The sequence below is a fragment of the Longispora albida DSM 44784 genome, from assembly GCF_000379825.1.
Classification (GTDB): domain Bacteria; phylum Actinomycetota; class Actinomycetes; order Mycobacteriales; family Micromonosporaceae; genus Longispora; species Longispora albida.
Map to the genome: position 1 here is coordinate 258,447 of NZ_KB903813.1, position 18,489 is coordinate 276,935.

Here is an 18,489-nt window from a genome sequence, read left to right on the forward strand (position 1 = left end):
TTACTGTCCGTCATTTGTGGCACGACACGCCGGTACCGGAATCCGACACGCCGTACGAAATGTCGGAATTGCAAGTTTGGGGCGTTTGAGTATCGCCCAAACGTCACATTGGGGGAAGAGTCGGGCAGGTCGCGATGTCGGACATCCGACGCCCCGCCGGACCCCTGGCGAACCCGGGCACCACGGAACGCCTGCCGTGGAAGAACGCGCACGAAACCGGCACGGCTCGCCCATCGGGTACGGCTGTGTGCCAGACTCGCGCCGTGGAGTCCCTCGAGTCAATGGCAGAGTCTTCGAGTCCCGCCGCGAACCTCGCGGACCTCGTCCGGCGGGCCGCCGCCCGCGCACCACAACAGCCGGCGCTGATCACCCGCCCGCGGACCGTCACCTGGGCCGAGCTCGACGAGCTGGCCGACAGGCACGCCCGTGGCCTGCTCGGTGCCGGGCTGCGTCCCGGCGACCGGGTCGCGATCGTCATGCCGAGCACCATCGAGGCCGCAGCGACCCTGATCGGGGCGTGGCGCGCAGGGCTGGTGGCTGTGCCGATCAACCCCGGGTACACCGAGCGGGAGCGCGAGCACGTGCTGTCCGACTCCGGTGCGACGCTGGTGGTGGAGCCGGACAGCGCCCCGGTCGCCGACGGCGGGCCGGTGGTGGACGCCGAGGGCGGGCTGGCACTGCTCCTCTACACCTCCGGCACGGCCGGGCTGCCGAAGGGCGCGATGCTCAGCCACGCCGCGCTGATCGCCAACCACGAGCAGCTCGCGCGGGTCGAGCCGCCGATCGTGCGGGACGACGACGTCGTGCTGCTCGGGGTGCCGCTGTTCCACGCGTACGGGCTCAACTCCGGCCTGGGAGCCGTGGCCTACCACGGTGCGACCGGGGTGCTGGTCGACCGGTTCGATCCGGTGGGGACGCTGGACCTGGTCCGCAGGTACCGGGTGACCGCGATCCTCGGGGTCCCGCCGATGTACGTCGCCTGGTCGCTGCTGCCCGACGTGCCGCTGTCGTGCGCGAGCGTGCGGATCGCGGTCAGCGGGGCCGCGCCGCTGGAGGCCAGCACCGCCGCCCGGTTCAAGGCCGCCTCCGATCACACGATCTTCGAGGGGTACGGGCTGACGGAGACCGCACCCGTCCTGACCAGCACCCTCGTCGGCGGTGTGCCCAAGCCCGGCTCGATCGGCAGGCCGATCCCCGGCGTCGAGCTGAAACTCGTGGACATCGACGGCGACGAGGCTGAACCCGGCGACCCCGGCGAGATCGTGGTCCGCGGCGCGAACCTGTTCAGCGGGTACTGGCCCGACGGCCGGGGCGGCCCGGACGCCGACGGCTGGTGGCCCACCGGCGACGTCGCGTACGCCGACCCCGAGGGCGACCTGTTCATTGTGGACCGGATGGGCGAGCTGATCCTGGTCTCCGGGTTCAACGTGTACCCGCACGAGGTCGAGCTGGTGCTCGCGAGCCACCCGGCCGTCGAGGAGGCGGCAGTGGTGGGCGTCCCCCACCCGTACACCGGGCAGACCGTGAAGGCGTATGTGGTCACGTCGGCCCCGGTGAGCGTGGAGGAGCTGATCCGGCACTGCGAGCGGGGTCTGGCCCGGTTCAAGTGCCCGACGGCTGTCGAGTTCGTGGACTCGCTGCCGCACTCGGTGACCGGCAAGGTCCGCAAGCGGGAGCTGGCATGAGTACCCGGGTCGTGCTGCTGACCAGGGAAGGCTGTCACCTCTGCCAGCAGGCCCGCGAGGCCCTCGACCGCGTCGGCGAACCGTGGGCGGAGCTGGACGTGAGTACCGACGCGGAGCTGGAGCGCGAGTACGGCGACCGGCTTCCGGTGATCATGCTCGATGGGAAGGAGCACGGTTACTGGGAGGTCGAGGAGGACCGGCTGCTCCGAGATCTCGGTCACTGACGCTGCGAGAATGTCGTACCCCGGCTTTAGCCTGCCGATGTGGGAAGACACCTGATCTGGGACTGGAACGGCACGCTGCTCGACGACATCACACTCGTGGTCGCGGCGTCGAACGAGGCCTTCGCGTCGGTCGGCGGGCCTGTGGTGGAGATCGAGGCGCACCGGCGGGGTTTCCGCCGCCCGATCAAGGACTATTACAGCGATGTGCTGGGCCGTCTGGTCGACGACGAGGAGTTCGCCCGGCTGGACAAGATCTTCCACGACTCCTACCGGGTCGCGCTGCCCGACTGCGAGCTGCGTGAGGGCGTCGTCGACGCGCTGACCGGCTGGCAGGGCGGCCAGTCGCTGCTGTCCATGTGGTTCCACGAGGAGCTGGTGCCCTGTGTGGACGGTTACGGGCTGACCGAGTTCTTCGCAGCGGTCAACGGGCTGCGCGCGGATGTCGGCGGGGCCGGCAAGGCCGCCTCGCTGGCCCAGCACCTGGGTCAGCTCGGCCTGAGCGGCCAGGATGTCGTCCTGGTTGGCGACTCGCTGGACGACGCGGAGGCCGCTGCCTCGCTGGGCGCGCCGGCCGTGCTGGTGACCGGCGGCTTCACGGACGCGGAGCGGCTGCGGGCGCACGGTGCGCCGTGCGCCGACTCCATCCTGGAAGCCGTGGCGATCGCCGCGCGGTTCTGAGTTTCTAGGACCTGAGGAAGGCCAGTACCGCGAGTACCCTGCGGTGCTGGTCGGAGTCCTGGGTCAGGTTGAGCTTCGTGAAGATGTTCCGCACGTGCTTCTCGACCGCGCCCTCGGTGACGACGAGCCGGCGGGCGATGGCCGTGTTGGAGGACCCCTCGGCCATCAGCTCCAGCACCTCGCGTTCGCGCGGGGTGAGGCCGGCCAGCGGGTCGCTGGCCCGGCGGCGCACCATCAGCTGGGAGACGACCTCCGGGTCGAGCACCGTGCCGCCCGAGGCCACCCGGCGCAGCCCGTCGAGGAAGTCGTCGACGTCGACCACCCGGTCCTTCAGCAGGTAGCCGATGGAGCCGCGCGCGTCGGCCAGCAGGTCGTCGGCATAGGACAGCTCCACGTACTGCGACAGCAGCAGGATCGGGCTGCCGGGTACCTTGGCCCGCGCCTCGACGGCGGCCCGCAGCCCCTCGTCGGAGTGTGAGGGCGGCATCCGTACGTCCACAACGGACACGTCCGGCTTGTGTGCCACCACCGCCCCGACCAGCGAGGGCCCGTCACCTACGGCGGCGACAACCTCGCACCCGGCTTCCGTCAGCAGTCGGACGAGGCCCTCCCGGAGGAGGACCGCGTCGTCAGCCACCACTATGCGCATCGCCATGTCTCCATTGTGGAGGTGTCAGGTCACGGGTACCTCGGCGACCAGGACGGTCGGGCCACCTGCCGGGCTGTCGACGACGAGCTGCCCGTCGACGGCCTTCAGCCGGTCGGCCAGCCCGGCCAGGCCGTGGCCCTTCGCGAGCTGTGCGCCACCCGTGCCGTTGTCCTGGACCACGAGGTACAGATGATCATCTTGCCGGGTGAGCGTGATGGCGGCTTCGGTGGCCCCGGAATGCTTGGCGATGTTGGCCAGTGCCTCGGCGGCGGTGAAGTAGAGGGCGTTCTCGATCGCGGCGTTCGGCCGGCCGTCCAGGGCGACCTCGACGGAGACGGGCACGGTGCTGCGGCTGGCCACTGTGGTGAGCGCGGCGGCCAGGCCCCGGTCGGCCAGTACCGGCGGCGCGATGCCCCGGGACAGCGCCCGCAGGTCGCCCAGCGCTTCCTTCGTCTGCGTGATCGCGGCGGTCAGCGTCTCCCTCGCGGCCTCGGGGTCGCTGGCGACCTGGCGCTGGGCGCGGGACAGGTCCATCGCGAGCCGGATGAGCTGCTGCTGCGGGCCGTCGTGGATGTCGCGTTCGAGCTTGCGCAGCGCCGTGGCCTCGGCGGACACCGCCGCCGCCCGGCTCTCGGTCAGGTCGGTGATCCGGCCCTGGAGCTGGGCGAGCTGGCAGAGCAGCGCGTGCGAGACGCCGGCCTGTACCGAGGCGATTCCCCGCTGGAGCAGCGGCGTCAGGAAGACGAAGAGGACGCCGAGGGTCGTGTTGAGGATGATCCGGTTCTGGAGGGAGTCCGAACCCATGATGGTTTCGGTGACGATGTCGTTGTTGGTCTCGTCGTAGGGCAGGAAGCGGCCCCAGATCCAGTACGTCAGCCCGCCCAGCGCGACAGCCCAGAACGACAGTGTCAGGGCGAAGGCCGCCACGGCCATCGGGAAGTTCACGATCGCGTGTAGCAGGTCCAGCCACGACTGCCCCTGCCTGAGCTGCGTGAGCTGCCTGCGGAAGAAGCCGGAACCCTCGGGAGCCTTCGCGTAGTGCGGCCGGCTCACCTGCCTGCCGAGCATGCTGCTCATCCGCGACCGCTCGACATCGGCGAACAGCCGCGCGGTGTGCACCGCGACCACCAGGATCGGCAGCCCGGCCACGATGACCAGGGTGCCCATCCCGAGCGCGAAGAACGTGATGACGAGGACGAACGCCGGGATGGCGACCGGCAGGCCGGTCAGCAGGTACCTGGCGTCGCGGCCGATGCGGCGGAGCGGGGTGGCTGTGCTCATGGCGGTAACGCTATTGATTCACACCGGTGCTGCCCATCCGGGCGGCTGGCGTCTGCGTGGTCGGGTTGTCCCTACCCCCGAAGATCAAAATCTTGATGGGTTACCCGGGGCGGGGGTGCTGGGGAGTCGGTGGAGTGGGGGCCGGGGCCCAACCCGGAGGACGGCCAGGCTCCCATGGGCCGGGCTTTGGGTGGCTTTCGGGCCTCCGGGGTGGGGGGCGGGCGGTGGGCTGCGCGCGGCGGGGGCCGCGTTCCGGGTAACGGATGATGGTTTTGATCTGTGGGGTTGGGGGTCTGCGGCGGGTGGTGTGCGCCACGTGTGACCAGCTCCGCACGCGCCACGCCGGCGGGGTGGGATCCGCCACGCCGATGCGCGCAATATGCCTGGTAAATCCACTCTTAGGTAATAATTGGGGCACAGCGCCCACCCGCCTTCCTGTGCGAGCCTGAGAATGGAGGGCCTAGTGCCGCGGGGGCATAACTCAAGCTCACGACGCGGGTGGGTGGGTGCTGGCCCGGGTTTGCCGCCCCAGGAGGCCGCATCGCGTGCGGGGCACGGAGAGTGTGGCCTCCGGCACATCGGGTCACCCATTGTCAAGATCGCGATTTGTGCACTCGTTCACAAGCGCATACGCTGTCTGCGCGAGGAACCCTGATAGCACAGCTCGCTACAGTGCTGTGTGCGGGGGTCACAGTCCCCGTCGTCACGGAGTCAGATGAGCCAGCAGCGTACCGGCGGCCCGGGTAACACCCCCGGCAGCCCGGACTTCCCGGACCTCCCGGAGGCGACAGTCGCGCGCCTGCCGGAGTATCTCCGGGCGCTGCACGCCCTGGCGGAGGCCGGGCACGACACCGCGTCGAGCGAGGCGCTGGCCGCCGCGGCGGGCGTCAACTCCGCGAAGCTCCGCAAGGACCTCTCCCACCTCGGCTCGAACGGCACGCGCGGCGTCGGCTACAACGTCGACCGCCTGATCCGGCAGATCGAGCACGTGCTCGGCCTGACCGTGCTGCGCGCCGTCGCCCTGGTCGGTATCGGTAACCTCGGCCACGCCCTCGCCGGATATGCCGGGTTCGCCAACCGTGGCTTCCACATCGCGGCGCTCTTCGACGCCGACCAGGAGCTCGTCGGGCGCCTGATCAACGGGCTGACCGTCCGGCACATTTCCGACCTGGCGGCCACGGTCGTCGAGGAGAAGATCGCCATCGGCGTGATCGCCACCCCGGCCCACGCGGCCCAGGCTGTCGCCGACATCCTGGTCACCTCTGGCGTGACCAGCATCCTGAACTTCGCACCGTGTGTCCTCTCGGTGCCGGAAGGCGTCGACGTCCGCAAGGTGGACGTGGCCGTCGAGCTCCAGATCCTCTCGTTCCACGAGCATCGGAAAGCAGCGGCGCTGACCGGGGCGGTGACCTTGTGAACCCACTGATCGTCGGGGTGTCCTACCGGACGGCCCCCGTGAGCCTGCTGGAGAAGGTCTCGGTGCCGCCGGGCGACGTGCCCGCGCTGCTCGCCGGCCTGCTCGCCCAGCACTCCGTCGGCGAGGCGATCGTGCTGTCCACCTGTAACCGGGTGGAGATCTACGCCGCCGTCTCCGCCTTCCACGCCGGGCTCTCCGAGGTGTCGGCGGTGCTCGCCGCACACGCCGGTGTCGAGCTCGACGACCTGGTGGACCACCTCTACGTCCGGTACGACGACGAGGCTGTCCGGCACGCGTACCGGCTCGCCTCCGGCCTCGACTCGATGGTCGTCGGCGAGGCGCAGATCCTCGGCCAGCTGCGCGACGCGTACGGGGTCGCGACGGCAGCCGACGCCCCCGGCCGGGTGCTGCACGAGCTGCTCCAGACCGCGCTGCGGGTCGGCAAGCGGGTGCACGCCGAGACCGGGATCGACCGGGCCGGGCAGAGTGTCGTCTCCGCCGCGCTCGAGATCGGTACCGAGGAGTCGGGCCTGTCCCTCGAAGACGCCCGGGTGCTGGTCATCGGGGCCGGCGCGATGGGTGCCCTGGCCTGCGCCACGCTCAACCGGCTCGGCGTCGGCCAGCTCATGGTCGCGAACCGGTCGATGCCCAAGGCGCTCCGGCTCGCCAAGGCGTACGGCGGCGCGGCGATCGACTTCTCCGCGGTGCCCGGTGCCATCGAGGGCGCGGACATCGTGATCAGCGCGACGGCCTCCTCCGGGTACGTGATCACCGAGCTTCCGGCTCGCGGTCACCGCCTGGTCCTCGACCTGGCCGTCCCGCGCGACGTGGACCCGGCCCTGGCCGACCAGCCCGGCGTGATCCTGCTCGACATCGAACGGCTCGGCGTCGCGCTGACCGGCGCCCAGAGCGCCTCCGACGTGGCGGCGGCCGAGGACATCGTGGCCGAGGAGGTCGGAGCGTACGCCGCCTGGCTGCGCGGCGCGGAGATCGCCCCGACCGTGGCGGCCCTCCGGGCGCGCGCCGACGACGTCGTGGCCTCTGAGCTGCGCAAACTCAGTCAGCGCCGGCCCGACCTGCCGGACGAGCTGCGGGCGGAGGTCGCGCGGACGGTGCACCGGGTCGTCCAGCAGCTCCTGCACCAGCCGACCGTGCGGGTGCGGCAGCTGGCGGCCGAGCCGGGCGGCGAGCAGTACGCGGCCCTGGTCAGGGAGCTGTTCGCCCTGGACGTGACCACCGACAGCGTCGCGCAGGCCCTGCCTGCCAGCGGCGGCTGCGGCCGGGAAGACAGCCATCAGGAGGGCAGCCGCCGGGAAGGCGGCCGCCGTGAGGAGGCTGGGCAGTGAGGCTCAGGTTGGGTACGCGGGGCAGCGCGCTGGCGATGGCCCAGTCCCGGATGGTCGCCGACGCGGTGGAACGCGCCACCGGCGCTACCGTGGAACTCGTGGAGATCGTGACAAAAGGTGACGTGTCCACGGCCCCGGTCCAGCAGCTCGGGGTCGGTGTGTTCGTCTCGGCACTCCGGGACGCGCTGACCGCCAAAGAGATCGACTTCGCGGTCCACTCGTACAAGGACCTGCCGACCGCCCCGGCTGACGGCCTGGTGATCGCGGCCATCCCGCCCCGGGAGGACCCGCGCGACGCCCTCGTGGCCCGCGACGGCCTCACCCTGACCGAGCTGCCGCCGGGCAGCCGGATCGGCACGGGCGCCGCCCGCCGGATGTCGCAGCTCGCGGCCCTGGGCCTCGGCCTGGAAGCCGTCCCGATCCGCGGCAACGTCGACACCCGGATCGGCAAGGTCACCTCCGGTGAACTCGACGCGGTCATCCTGGCCAGGGCCGGCATCGCCCGCCTCGGCCGGACGGCGGAGATCACCGAGACGCTCGACCCGATGCTTCTCCTGCCGGCCCCCGCCCAGGGCGCGCTGGCCGTGGAGTGCCGTACCGCAGACCTGGAGCTCGCCGAAGCGCTCCGGGCGCTGGACGATCCGTCCACCCGCGCGGCCGTGACGGCCGAGCGCGCCATGCTCGCCGCCCTCGAGGCCGGGTGCAGCGCGCCCGTCGCAGGCCTGGCCGAGGTGACGGAAGACGAAGAGATTTACCTGCGCGGTGCCGTGCTCAGCATGGACGGCTCGTTCGCCGTCAAGCTGTCCGGCACCGGGACGCTCACCGACGCCGAGGGAGTAGGCCGGCGGCTCGCCGCCGAACTGCTCGCCGAAGGCGCCAACACCGTACTGGGGAGTGCAGCATGACCCGCACCCGTAAGTCCGCCGGCCGGATCACCTTCGTCGGGGCTGGCCCCGGCGACCCCGGCCTGCTCACCCGCCGCGCGTGGGACGCGCTGACCGACGCGGACCACATCGTCTACGACCGCAGCGTCCCCGACGCCCTGCTGTCGGTGATCAAGGCGGCCGTGGAGCCGGAGGCCGAGGGCGTGCACGCGCCGGAGTTCTCCCCGGCGGAGGGCGTGCCCGGCGACGTGGCGAAGGTCCTGCTGTCGGCAGCCCGGTCCGGCCTGCGCGCCGTGCACCTGGTGATCGGTGACCCGTTCGGCCACGAGGCCGTGGTCAAGGAAGTGCAGTCGGTGGCGCGGACCGCCGTGCCGTTCGAGGTCGTTCCGGGCGTGGGCCAGGCGTCCGGCGTCGCGACCTACGCCGGCGTCCCGCTCGGTACCGCCCGCACGACGGTCGACGTCGACGACGTGGCGACGGTCGACTTCGAGGCACTGGCGGCAGCCGTGCACCGTGGCGGCTTCGCGATGGCCGTGGAAGCCGGGGATCTGGGCCAGGTTCGGGACGGGCTGCTCGCGGCCGGTGTCGACGGCGGCTCCCCGATCTCGGTGACCGGCGACGGCACGGGCGAGACGCAGTACACGACGTCGTCCAGTGTGGACAGCTTCGTCGAGGCGGCGCTCGGCTTCTCCGGCCGGGTCGTCCTCACCCTCGGCGCCGGCGTCAAGGAACGCGACAAGCTCGGCTGGTGGGAGAACCGCCCGCTGTACGGCTGGAAGGTCCTCGTCCCCCGGACGAAGGAGCAGGCCGGCGTGATGAGCGCCAAGCTGCGGACCTACGGCGCGATCCCGTGCGAGGTGCCGACGATCGCCGTCGAGCCGCCGCGCACCCCGGCCCAGATGGAACGGGCGATCAAGGGCCTGGTCGACGGCCGGTACGCCTGGGTGGTCTTCACCAGCGTCAACGCCGTCCGTGCCGTGTGGGAGAAGTTCGGCGAGCACGGCCTCGACGCCCGCCACTTCGGCGGCGTGAAGATCGCGTGCATCGGCGAGGCCACGGCCGACGCCGTCCGCGCCTTCGGTATCCAGCCCGAGCTGATCCCCGCCGACGAGCAGTCGAGCGAGGGCCTGCTGGCGGAGTTCGCGCCGTTCGACGAGGTCCTCGACCCGGTGGGCCGGGTGCTGCTACCCCGCGCCGACATCGCGACCGAGACCCTCGCCGCCGGGCTGACCGAGCGCGGCTGGGAGGTCGACGACGTCACGGCGTACCGGACCGTCCGGGCCGCCCCGCCGCCGGCCGACATCCGCGACGCCATCAAGTCGGGCGGTTTCGACGCGGTGCTGTTCACCTCGTCCTCGACGGTTCGGAACCTGGTGGGTATCGCCGGCAAGCCCCACGCGCGTACCGTGGTTGCTGTGATCGGCCCGAAGACCTCGGACACGGCAACGGAGTTCGGCCTGCGCGTGGACGTGCAGCCGGACCACGCCGCCGTGCCGGACCTGGTCGAGGCCCTCGCCCAGTACGCCGTCGAACTCCGCGAGAAGCTGGCGGCCATGCCGGCCAAGCAGCGCCGCGGCTCGAAGGTGCAGGGCCCGACAGCCCTGAGGTTCCGCTAGTCAGTGCACCGGGGTGTCCGCCAGGGCACCCCGGTTCTGGTTTCGGCAAGAGTCAGGAGGCCCGGATGAGCTACCCCATCGCCCGCCCCCGGCGGCTGCGCACCTCTCCCGCGATGCGCAGGCTGGTCGCGGAGACCCGGCTCAACCCGGCAGAGCTCGTCCTGCCGATGTTCGTCAAGGAAGGCCTGACCGAGCCCCGCCCGGTGCCTTCCCTTCCGGACGTGATGCAGCACTCCCGCGACTCTCTGCGCAAGGCAGCTGCCGAGGCCGTCCGGGCCGGAGTGGGTGGCCTGATGCTTTTCGGCGTACCCGAGAAGCGCGACGCCACGGGCACCGGCGGCATCGACCCGGGCGGCATCCTGAACGTGGCGATCCGCGACGTCATCCGCGAGGTCGGCGACTCCACAGTGGTCATGAGCGACCTGTGTCTCGACGAGTTCACGTCCCACGGCCACTGCGGCGTGCTCGACGCCAAGGGCGATGTGGACAACGACGCGACCCTGGCCCGGTACGCCGAGATGGCCGTGGCCCAGGCTGCGGCCGGCGTCCACGTCCTCGGCCCGTCCGGCATGATGGACGGCCAGGTCGGCGTGGTCCGCAAGGCCCTGGACTCCGCTGGCTACACCGACCGCTCGATCCTCGCGTACGCCGTCAAGTACGCCTCAGCCTTCTTCGGCCCGTTCCGCGATGCGGTGGAATCCCAGCTGGACGGCGACCGCCGCACGTACCAGCAGGACCCGGCCAACCTGCACGAGTCCCTCCGCGAGGTCGAACTCGACATCGCCGAGGGCGCCGACATGGTGATGGTGAAACCGGGCCTCCCGTACCTCGACGTCATCTCCGCGATCGCCTCGACGGTGAACGTCCCAGTCGCGGCGTACCAGGTCTCCGGCGAGTACGCGATGGTCGAAGCGGCAGCCGCGAACGGCTGGATCGACCGGGAGCGGGCGATTATGGAGTCGCTGACTTCGCTGCGCCGCGCCGGCGCCCAGATCATTCTTTCGTACTGGGCAACCGAAGCAGCGTTGAAACTGCGCGAGCAGTACTGATTCCGGGAAAATCTTCGACAGAGTTTCGGCCACTCGTCCTTGAGTGGTCCGGCTTCAGTGCTGAGCTGCTTAGGAGCTTTCCGCTGCCTGCAAGCAGTTAGTGCAAATCCCAATTGCGCCAACGGCTTACGAGCCATGCCCCAATCCTCGAAAGAGGATTGGGGCATGGGCATGAAATTACGTATCTTCGGGCTTTGCTAACGCCCTCAAGGAGTTCTCGATAAGTATCCGATAATCGAGCATCGAGGGCTGCTTCAATACCTGAGTCAGGTAGTAGATAGCCTGATTGCGGATCCGCTCAAGAAACACGCCGCTGGAGCAAATTAGGTCGATGCATATGGCTCTGGTGCTGGCATCAGTCTCTGAATCTAGAATTTCCACGTAGGCCGGGAAACCCAGTGCAACCGCTGACATGCAATCCGCATATCTTACTTTCCCAAGAAAGTCTGGATCGGCTTCGGTCACGCTCCCGTCGGCGATGTCGATCAAGATATTAAGGGCGAAAGGAATTGCGGCATCGGGGCACTTCCAGAGGGCATGCACCATGCATTCGGCCACTGCTAGCGACGCTTCGCAAAGAAGCCCATTGGCGAATAGTATATCTTCAATTCTGGCCCCGGCGGCCTCGGCTGACTCATGATTCTCTGAATTCAACAAATCTTGAATCAGATGGGGAATTAGAGAGGCATTACCTTTCGGGGTGCGCAGGGTCGGCCAGTTGTGCCGACTTAGCTGGAGCTCCATGTCACCTCAATTGTAAAGACTGGCTATTACGTCGCTGTCAAAGACGGTACCCGGCGGGAATGCAGATTTGGGTGATGTGGCGCTGCAGGAGAAGCAGATATTAATCAGCCTTCCGTTCCGTGGGCGAACGGCCATCGTGAACCGTATCTTACTGGCGTCGCCGCCTAGCTGGTTGATGACACAAACCTCTGCACAAGCTCCCCCGCCGTGTGAGGCGCCTACGGCTACCTGCTTAGTCTCGACGTTATAACCGGCGGTCACTACGGCTGGAGGGTTTTTGGTCTGGCGAACGGAAGCCGCAAACTCATCTCGCATGCCGTTGGCCATGTCAAGCAGTTCGGTATCCGAACGACCAGTGCCATCCTGGACTTCGTTGTCACAGTTGTGCACCAGAACCGGGGTTGTGCCCGTGACGACGTAGTAGGTGTGTACGTCGCCGACAGTGAGGTCGCGCATCTGCTTGCTGCCGGTGTGGTTGGCCACGAGTGTGACGTGCACGGTGCTGCCGTCGAGCGTGCGCAGTTCGTGCCCGGCTTGAAGTTCCCCGGCGTTGACCCATGTGCCGAGGGTTGCGTCCCAGAAGGGGTGGTGCTGGGTGGTGGACAGTGTCTCATTTGTGCCGTCGTTCTTGGTGACGGTGAGTTCGGTGAGATCGGTGTCCTGGTTGACGTGCAGGGCAGTCACGGCCTTGGGGCCGGTCTCGCCGGTGACGGGGTCGGTGGCTACGACCTCGTCACCAATCTCCACGTTGGAGATTGGTTTCTGACTGCCATCGGCCATTGCGACTTCCGTGGCAGGGGCGAAGCTGTGACACTTTCCAGAACCGGCCATTGCTTCACCGGTGTCGTCTGCCTTGGTGCTGGCGGCTGCAGTGTCGTCGGCTGCTTTGCCGCCGGTGGCTGCTGCGTTGTCTGCCTTTTTGGCTGCTGCTCCTGCTGGGACTTCACCCCTGCGGAGGACAGCCTTGGCTTTGGCTAGTTTCTCGCCGAAGGCTTTGAAGGCTTCGTAGGCACGTTCGAAGGCTTTGGCAATCTTGGGGAGTTTGAAGATTTTGCCCCAGGGGATGATGTTGGCGACGGTGCTGACGCAGGCCATCACGTCGCCCTTGGTGATGCAGTCGCGGATGTCGTTGATGCCGAGGACCTCCATGAGGATTTCCCCGCCGGCCTTGAGGACGACGTCGAGGATCGGCGTCTCCGCGGTCTTCTTGGCGTCCTCGTATTCCTTCCTGGCCGTTGCGGCCTGGTGTTCCTGGTAGAACTGTTCGCCTTCGGACTGCGCCGCTGCGCCGCATGCGGCGTCGCAGCCGCCTCCGCCTGCTTCGATTTCTTCCCGGAGCATGCCGGTGGGGTCGGACAGGGTGACCGGGTTGTTGTTGGCGTAGGCGTAGCCATGCATCTGCTGCGGATCGAGCGGATCCATGATCGGATCTGCGGAGATGAACCGTCCGATGAACGGGTCGTACTCGCGTGCGCCGAGGTGCGTCAGACCTGTGCGGTCCTTAGTGCCGCCGACGTAGCCCTTGTCATCCACCCATGAGGATGGGATGGTGCCGCGTTCGGTTCCGAACGGGGTGAGGTATCGGCGGCTGATGGCCTGGCCGTTTTCGGCGATCGTGACATCGCTGCTGCCGTTACGGTCAGACGACAGCCAGGTGAGGCCGGCGTCGGTGGTGCGGACCGCGACGACCTCGCCGCCGTGGCTGTAGTAGCGGCTGGCTTTGCCGTCGGAGCGGACTTCCATGCCGGGCAGGTACAGGGTCTTGGCTCCGCCGGCTTCCTTGCGGATCAGCCGACTACCAGAGGCGTCGTACAGGAATTCGGTGACCTGTGAGCCTTCGGTGACCTTGGACAGGCGTCCTTCGGCGTCCCAGGCGAGTGCCTGCCCGGTGCCGGACGGGCCGAGTCGGGTGAGGGTGTTGCCGGTGGCGTCGTATGTCCACTCTCGGCGTCCGAGCGTGGACGACAGGGAGGTGACGGTGTGCGGCTTGGTGACGCCGTTTTCCTTGTACCCGTAGTTTCGGGTTAGGTCACCGGTGGTCTTGTGCTGTGTTTCGGAAAGCCGGTTACCGATCTTGTCGTAGGTCCACGAGTGCCAGTACGGCGCCGGGCCGTTCAGGCTGCTGGCCGATCGGGTCGTGCCGCAGTCGCCGCTGGTGGGCGTCCACGCTTCAGTGATCCGGTCGTGGTGGTCGTAGCTGAAGCACTGGGTGTCTGCGGTGAGGCCTTCGGCATTGTTGACGACCTTGGTGACCGCGCCGCCTGGGGCGTAGGTGTAGTTCACATCGGACACCCGGTACGGGGCTCCGATCGTCCGCTCGGTGATGGAGCGGATGAGCCGGCGAGAGCCCTCCTCGTAGTGGAAGGTCTTGAACACCGGCCGGCGGTCGTTGGTTTCTGTTCCGTCGTAGTCAAGGTCGAGACGTTCGACCTCGCCGTACTTGGTGTAGTACGTCTCTGCGACGTAAGAGCCGAGCCCGGCCGTTCGCCTGGGCGCGCCGAGGTTGGTGTAGCTCGTGGAGACGACCTCGCCCGGCAGTCCGCCCCGGCTGGGGTAGGCGATGGACTCGGGTGAGCCGTCGACTTTGTAGGTGAAGCTGTAGCCGTAGTTGCCGCTGAGGCCCGTCTCGTTCGCTGGGATGGAGATGTTGAGCTCGAGGGGCCGGTACGCGGAGTCGAACTTGTCGATCATCGAGTAGTAGCCGTTGCCGGCGGCGTCATACTGCCCGGATGCCCACTGCAGGCCGAGCGCCCCGGCTTTGTCGTACCACCATTCCGAGCGCTTCTTGCCTGCGGTGGTGTTCTCGAAGACGCCGGTCTTGCGGCCGAGTTTGTCGTAGCCGTAGGCCAGGACGATGCCCCGGGCGTCCTTGGTGGAGGTGAGCTCGCCGGCGTCGTTGTAGGTCATCTCGGTCGGCCCCTTGTCGGGGTCGACGGTCTTGATGAGCCTGCCGCGCAGGTCGTACTCGTATGTCCACGCGTTGCCCGCCACGTCGGTGACGGAACTCAGCGCCCCGGCCTTGTTATAGGCGTACTTCGTCGCGTCGTAGGACGAGGTGCGGGAGCCGCTGTGGTACTGGCGGATCTCGGTGGTCTGGCCCTGGGCGTTCTTCACCGTCGTGCCCGCCGAGCCTGTGGGCGGGGTGACGTGGGTCAGGTCGCCGTCGTACTCGGTTTTGGTGCGGTGCTTTTCCACGCCGTTGACGTAGAAGATGTCCGCGGTGGCCCGGCCGGCTGCGTCGAACTCGGTGACGTTCATGCCGGGGATCTCGTTGTCGGCGAACGTCACCAGCGCATTACCGGGTGCGTCGGTGTTGTGCGTCGCACCAGCCTTCTTGTACGGCTGGCCGAGGGAGTTGTACCGCGTCTCGGTGACGATCCGCCCGCCCGTCGGCCCGGGAATCTGCGTCTGGCGCGGACGCAGCAGCCCGTCGTACAGCTCGTAGGTGGTGACGTAGTTGCCGTTGGGTTTCAGGGCCTTGGTGGTGGTGACCACCGGCCCGTCGGTACGGACCTGGTAGGTGAACTCCGTCGAAGCCTGGGCGAACAAGTTCTTGGGCCGGTCCGGTGTCCATGCGCGCAGGAGGCGGCCGAGGCCGTCGTACTCGAGGGTTCCGGTCTTGTTGTTGGCGTCGGTCTGCGCCGCCGCCGAGCCCCATGCAGGGATGAGGGTCATCGAGGTTTTGTGGCCGAGCGGGTTGGTGGTGTCGACCTTGGTGACCGGGCCGCCGGTGGCGGGGGTGTAGGTCGTGGTGGTCTTCTCGCCCTTGGCGTCGTAGGACTCGATGCCCCGGCCGTAGGAGTCGACGACGCTGCGGCTCATTTCCTTGTACTGCGGCTGCCCGTTGACATACCCGATCAGCTGCTCAACCCGGGTCGCAGTGCCCTTTGTGGGCACCGCGCCCCACGCCTGCCCGTCGTAGGAGGTCCGCACGTCCGACAGCACATCGGCCGGGCGGGAGACCGGCTTGTCGCACGCCACCGACACCTTCTCCTGCCGCGAGGGCAGGGTCAGGATGTTCAGCGTGGTGTTTCGCAGCAGGGTGGTGCGGGTGCAGGACTCATCGCCTGCCACGGCCAGGTCACCGAGGTCACTGACGTCGATCAGCTGGCCGGTGGCTGGGTCGAAGGTGCGGATGACTTCGGTCTCGCGCTGCCTGCCGCCGGAGATGGCGCTGCTGGTGCGGGTTCGTTCGGTGTCGCCGCGGCGCGCTTCGGCTGTGCCCCAGGTTTTCACCCGGGTCGCGGTGACGGGCCCCCGCCAGGGTGTGGTGAGCGAGGACGACAGGACGGGGCCGCCGAGGCCGAGGAACGTTTTCTCCTCGCGTGGCTGGCCGGCGAACTGGTCGTGGTCGGTGATGCCGTCGATCGCGGCTGAGCGGAGGCTGCCGTCGGCGAGCTTGTCGCCGTTCATGCCGCGGAAGAACCGCCGCTCGGTGACCTGCTGCGCGGTACCTGCCTGGCCCTTGGTGGTGCGGACCTTGCCGTAGCCGCGCCACTGCGACCAGGTCTTGTACTTCGGATCGACCAGGCCGTCGGCGTCATCGTGCCGCCACGCGGCACCGTCGAGGTAGTCGTAGGTGGTCTGGACGGCGGGGCTGCCGCCGGTGTTGTCGTTTTCCAGGATCCGGGTCACGACGTACTTGTGGAACCAGTCGTAGTCCACGGTGTCCGTGCCGGGCTTCGGCACGGCTGCGGGCATGCAGCGCATCGTGTTCGCGGCCGGGGACGCCGGCATGGTCCCGGTGTGGGAACACTCGGGGCCGGAGTAGTCGACGGTGAGGGTGCTGCCGGACTCGCTGTGGATGGACTTGATGCGCATCCAGTTCATCGGTGCCTGCGTGTCCAGGGGCTTCATCACCCGGTTGGACAGCTGCACCCAGTCGAAGTTCACCTCCGGCAGGGACACCGCTGTGCCGACGTGGCCGGTCTGCTGGATCGCCTCCAGCCACATCCCGGCCCGCGTCCCGTCACCAGGTGCCGGGAACTCATGCCGCAGGGTCCAGGAGTCCACATCCGTCAGGTTCGCGCCGTCGGACACCTGCGTGCGGACCTTCGCGATGCGCTTGGTCGTGAAGAACACCGGGGACCACTTGCCCTGGCAGTTCCCGCCGTCGCACTTCTGGTCGAGCGGGGTGTCCGGGTAGTTCTCCGGGTGCGACCAGTCGCACGTCGAGCCCGGCAGGCACCGCTCGGCCATCTCAAACACCACACGGCCGACCGGGACTGTGGAGTACACGGAGCCGTCGCGCTGGCCGTAGTCGATCCGGTCCAGCCACCCGCCACGCGTGTAGGGCTTCGGGGAGCCGGCGGTGAGGTTCAGCGCGTAGAAGTTCGTTTCCTTCTGGTAGTAGTACGACATCACGTTGCCGTGCGGGTCGACCACGTAGTCCAGCTGCCACCGGTAGGCCTGATCGCACCAGCTGCTGGCGAACGTCGCGCCGTAGCACGGCTCGCCGGAGTTGTTGCCGAACACCGGCGTCGTCCACGCCGAGTTCGTCTCCTGCTTCCCGGCAGCCCAGCCCGGCAGGCGGTTCAGGCCGAAGTAGTACTGGTTACCGTCACTGGTCGTGACTTTCCAGTGCTCACCGTTGTCGTCACCGTTGGTGACCCCGGACAGCCGCTCGATCTTCGAGCCGTCATCGCTGCGGAGCTTCCACGCGCCGGTGGCGTCGTCGAGGACGAGCTCGCCGCCGCGGCCGTTCAGCGACATCGTCGCGTTGTCCGTCGCCCAGCACTGGTCACCGGTCTGCGCGGTGCCCTGGTTACCGCCCTTGTCATCCGCGCACGGCTTGTACCGGCGCTCAATGAACCCCGGATGGAAATCGAAACCCTCACCCAGCTGCGAAGGCTGATTGTTCGTCGCGACCGTCCGGCCATCCACAGCCGACGAGGAGTACCCGAGAGCGATCTGCGGCACCGGCCCGCCCAGGCCCGGCGGTACCCGCAGCGGGTAACTCCAGGAGAAGTCACCTGTCGGGTTACCCGAGCTCCATGTCGCCGACGGCGACAGGGACGTCGCCGAGAACGAGCCGGACGGCCCGGACGGGCCGGCGGCTGCGGCGAACATGGCGCCGCTGCCGGCGGGCGCGGCCTGGCCGCTGCCCGCCGCCTTCTGCGGTGCGGTGGCGAACTCAAGCGTGGCGGACAGCTTGCCGACGGCCTGGTCGTTGCGGGTCGCAACCGGGGCGGGCTTGCACTCGGCACGTTCCGGTGTGCTCAGCGCGCAGTCGGGCAGGCGGAAGATCTGGAGCCGGCTGGCCCAGTCCGCGCCGTAGGCGTCACGGAAGGCGGAGTAGTCGAAGTCAGCGTCCAGCGATCCTGGCGCGCCGGTGACCTTCCACAGCACACCCGGGATCTGGGCCTTGTCCGCAGCCTTGCGGTCGAGGACTTCGACACGGACCTTCCCGCCGGCCGGTGCAGCGGATGCCGCCTGCGCTTGTGACGCCGGTGCGGCGGCCAGGCCGATCGACAGCGGAGTCTTGCCGGCTTTCGCCTTCCCGCCGCCCGCCGGTGCGCTGGCGGCGGCCTGCCCGGATGCGGCTGGAGTCAGATCCAGCTCGGCGACGGCCGCAGCGGGCCAGGTTGCGGGGCGGTTCCCTCGCAGCGCCGGCTGGTTCTCCTTGGGGCTGGTGGCCGGTACCGGCTTGCCCTTAACGGACTTGTCGGGTTTGGCTGCGGTGGGCACAAATGGCGCCGCGAGTACGGGTGATGGGCCTGCCGCAAGGGCGGCCATGGCCAGAACGAGGCCCGCGCCTATCGCGCGCGAGGTTCTCAGTAAAGCAGATGATTGTGTGGCACTCGCCACAATAGACCCCCATCGTCTCCCAATAGGACCGGCGGAGGCTACCAGGGGCCACCGACACCCTGCTGCCCGCTGCGGGGCTGGGAGGTGAGATGTATGGGACAGCCAGGCC

12 protein-coding genes are annotated in these 18,489 nt (G+C 68.6%); 8 read left to right on the top strand and 4 right to left on the bottom strand.

What is annotated here, in order from left to right:
• Positions 1–281: 281 nt before the first annotated feature.
• From A3G1_RS0101255 to A3G1_RS0101265, 3 genes are read left to right on the top strand one after another with little or no spacing between them, the layout of a single operon-like run.
• Positions 282–1,685 carry an AMP-binding protein gene (locus tag A3G1_RS0101255; protein WP_018347640.1) on the top strand — a complete coding sequence of 468 codons (1,404 nt, stop codon included), beginning with the start codon at positions 282–284 and terminating at the stop codon, positions 1,683–1,685.
• The gene (locus A3G1_RS0101260; RefSeq protein WP_018347641.1) at positions 1,682–1,909 is read left to right on the top strand and encodes a glutaredoxin family protein; all 228 of its coding nucleotides are present in this window, start codon (positions 1,682–1,684) and stop codon (positions 1,907–1,909) included. The genes A3G1_RS0101255 and A3G1_RS0101260 overlap by 4 nt, the downstream gene beginning before the upstream one ends.
• A 39-nt stretch (positions 1,910–1,948) precedes the next feature.
• The gene (locus A3G1_RS0101265) at positions 1,949–2,587 is read left to right on the top strand and encodes an HAD family hydrolase (protein WP_018347642.1); all 639 of its coding nucleotides are present in this window, start codon (positions 1,949–1,951) and stop codon (positions 2,585–2,587) included.
• Between the two features lie 4 nt (positions 2,588–2,591).
• Here the strand turns inward: A3G1_RS0101265 and A3G1_RS0101270 are convergent, their stop codons facing one another.
• The gene (locus A3G1_RS0101270; protein ID WP_026211693.1) at positions 2,592–3,236 is read right to left on the bottom strand and encodes a LuxR C-terminal-related transcriptional regulator; all 645 of its coding nucleotides are present in this window, start codon (positions 3,234–3,236) and stop codon (positions 2,592–2,594) included.
• 24 nt (positions 3,237–3,260) lie between these two features.
• On the bottom strand, positions 3,261–4,517 hold the full coding sequence (locus tag A3G1_RS0101275) for a sensor histidine kinase (RefSeq protein ID WP_018347644.1): 1,257 nt from the start codon (positions 4,515–4,517) through the stop codon (positions 3,261–3,263).
• Positions 4,518–5,232: 715 nt separating this feature from the next.
• On the opposite strand from A3G1_RS0101275, the gene A3G1_RS32620 reads away from it, so the two are divergent.
• The 5 genes from A3G1_RS32620 (at position 5,233) to hemB (ending at position 10,829) form a co-directional block, all read left to right on the top strand.
• Positions 5,233–5,934, top strand: a complete 702-nt coding sequence (locus A3G1_RS32620; protein ID WP_018347645.1) for a redox-sensing transcriptional repressor Rex — start codon at positions 5,233–5,235, stop codon at positions 5,932–5,934.
• Positions 5,931–7,280 (top strand): glutamyl-tRNA reductase, encoded by a 1,350-nt coding sequence (locus A3G1_RS0101285; RefSeq protein WP_018347646.1) that lies wholly within the window; start codon positions 5,931–5,933, stop codon positions 7,278–7,280. Before A3G1_RS32620 ends, A3G1_RS0101285 begins: the two co-directional genes overlap by 4 nt.
• Positions 7,277–8,185 carry a hydroxymethylbilane synthase gene (gene hemC / locus A3G1_RS32625; RefSeq protein ID WP_018347647.1) on the top strand — a complete coding sequence of 303 codons (909 nt, stop codon included), beginning with the start codon at positions 7,277–7,279 and terminating at the stop codon, positions 8,183–8,185. Before A3G1_RS0101285 ends, hemC begins: the two co-directional genes overlap by 4 nt.
• Positions 8,182–9,780, top strand: coding sequence for a bifunctional uroporphyrinogen-III C-methyltransferase/uroporphyrinogen-III synthase (locus tag A3G1_RS0101295; RefSeq protein ID WP_018347648.1), 1,599 nt, complete (start codon positions 8,182–8,184; stop codon positions 9,778–9,780). The genes hemC and A3G1_RS0101295 overlap by 4 nt, the downstream gene beginning before the upstream one ends.
• A gap of 65 nt (positions 9,781–9,845) precedes the next feature.
• The gene (gene hemB, locus A3G1_RS0101300) at positions 9,846–10,829 is read left to right on the top strand and encodes a porphobilinogen synthase (protein WP_018347649.1); all 984 of its coding nucleotides are present in this window, start codon (positions 9,846–9,848) and stop codon (positions 10,827–10,829) included.
• A gap of 177 nt (positions 10,830–11,006) precedes the next feature.
• On the opposite strand, the gene A3G1_RS40275 is transcribed toward hemB, so the two are convergent.
• Both A3G1_RS40275 and A3G1_RS32630 read right to left on the bottom strand, forming a co-directional pair.
• A complete protein-coding gene (locus A3G1_RS40275) occupies positions 11,007–11,573 on the bottom strand; it encodes a hypothetical protein (RefSeq protein WP_157640833.1) in 567 nt (188 codons plus the stop codon).
• 6 nt (positions 11,574–11,579) lie between these two features.
• Complete coding sequence (locus tag A3G1_RS32630) at positions 11,580–18,260, bottom strand: polymorphic toxin-type HINT domain-containing protein (RefSeq protein ID WP_018347650.1); 6,681 nt, start codon at positions 18,258–18,260, stop codon at positions 11,580–11,582.
• Positions 18,261–18,489 lie beyond the last annotated feature (229 nt).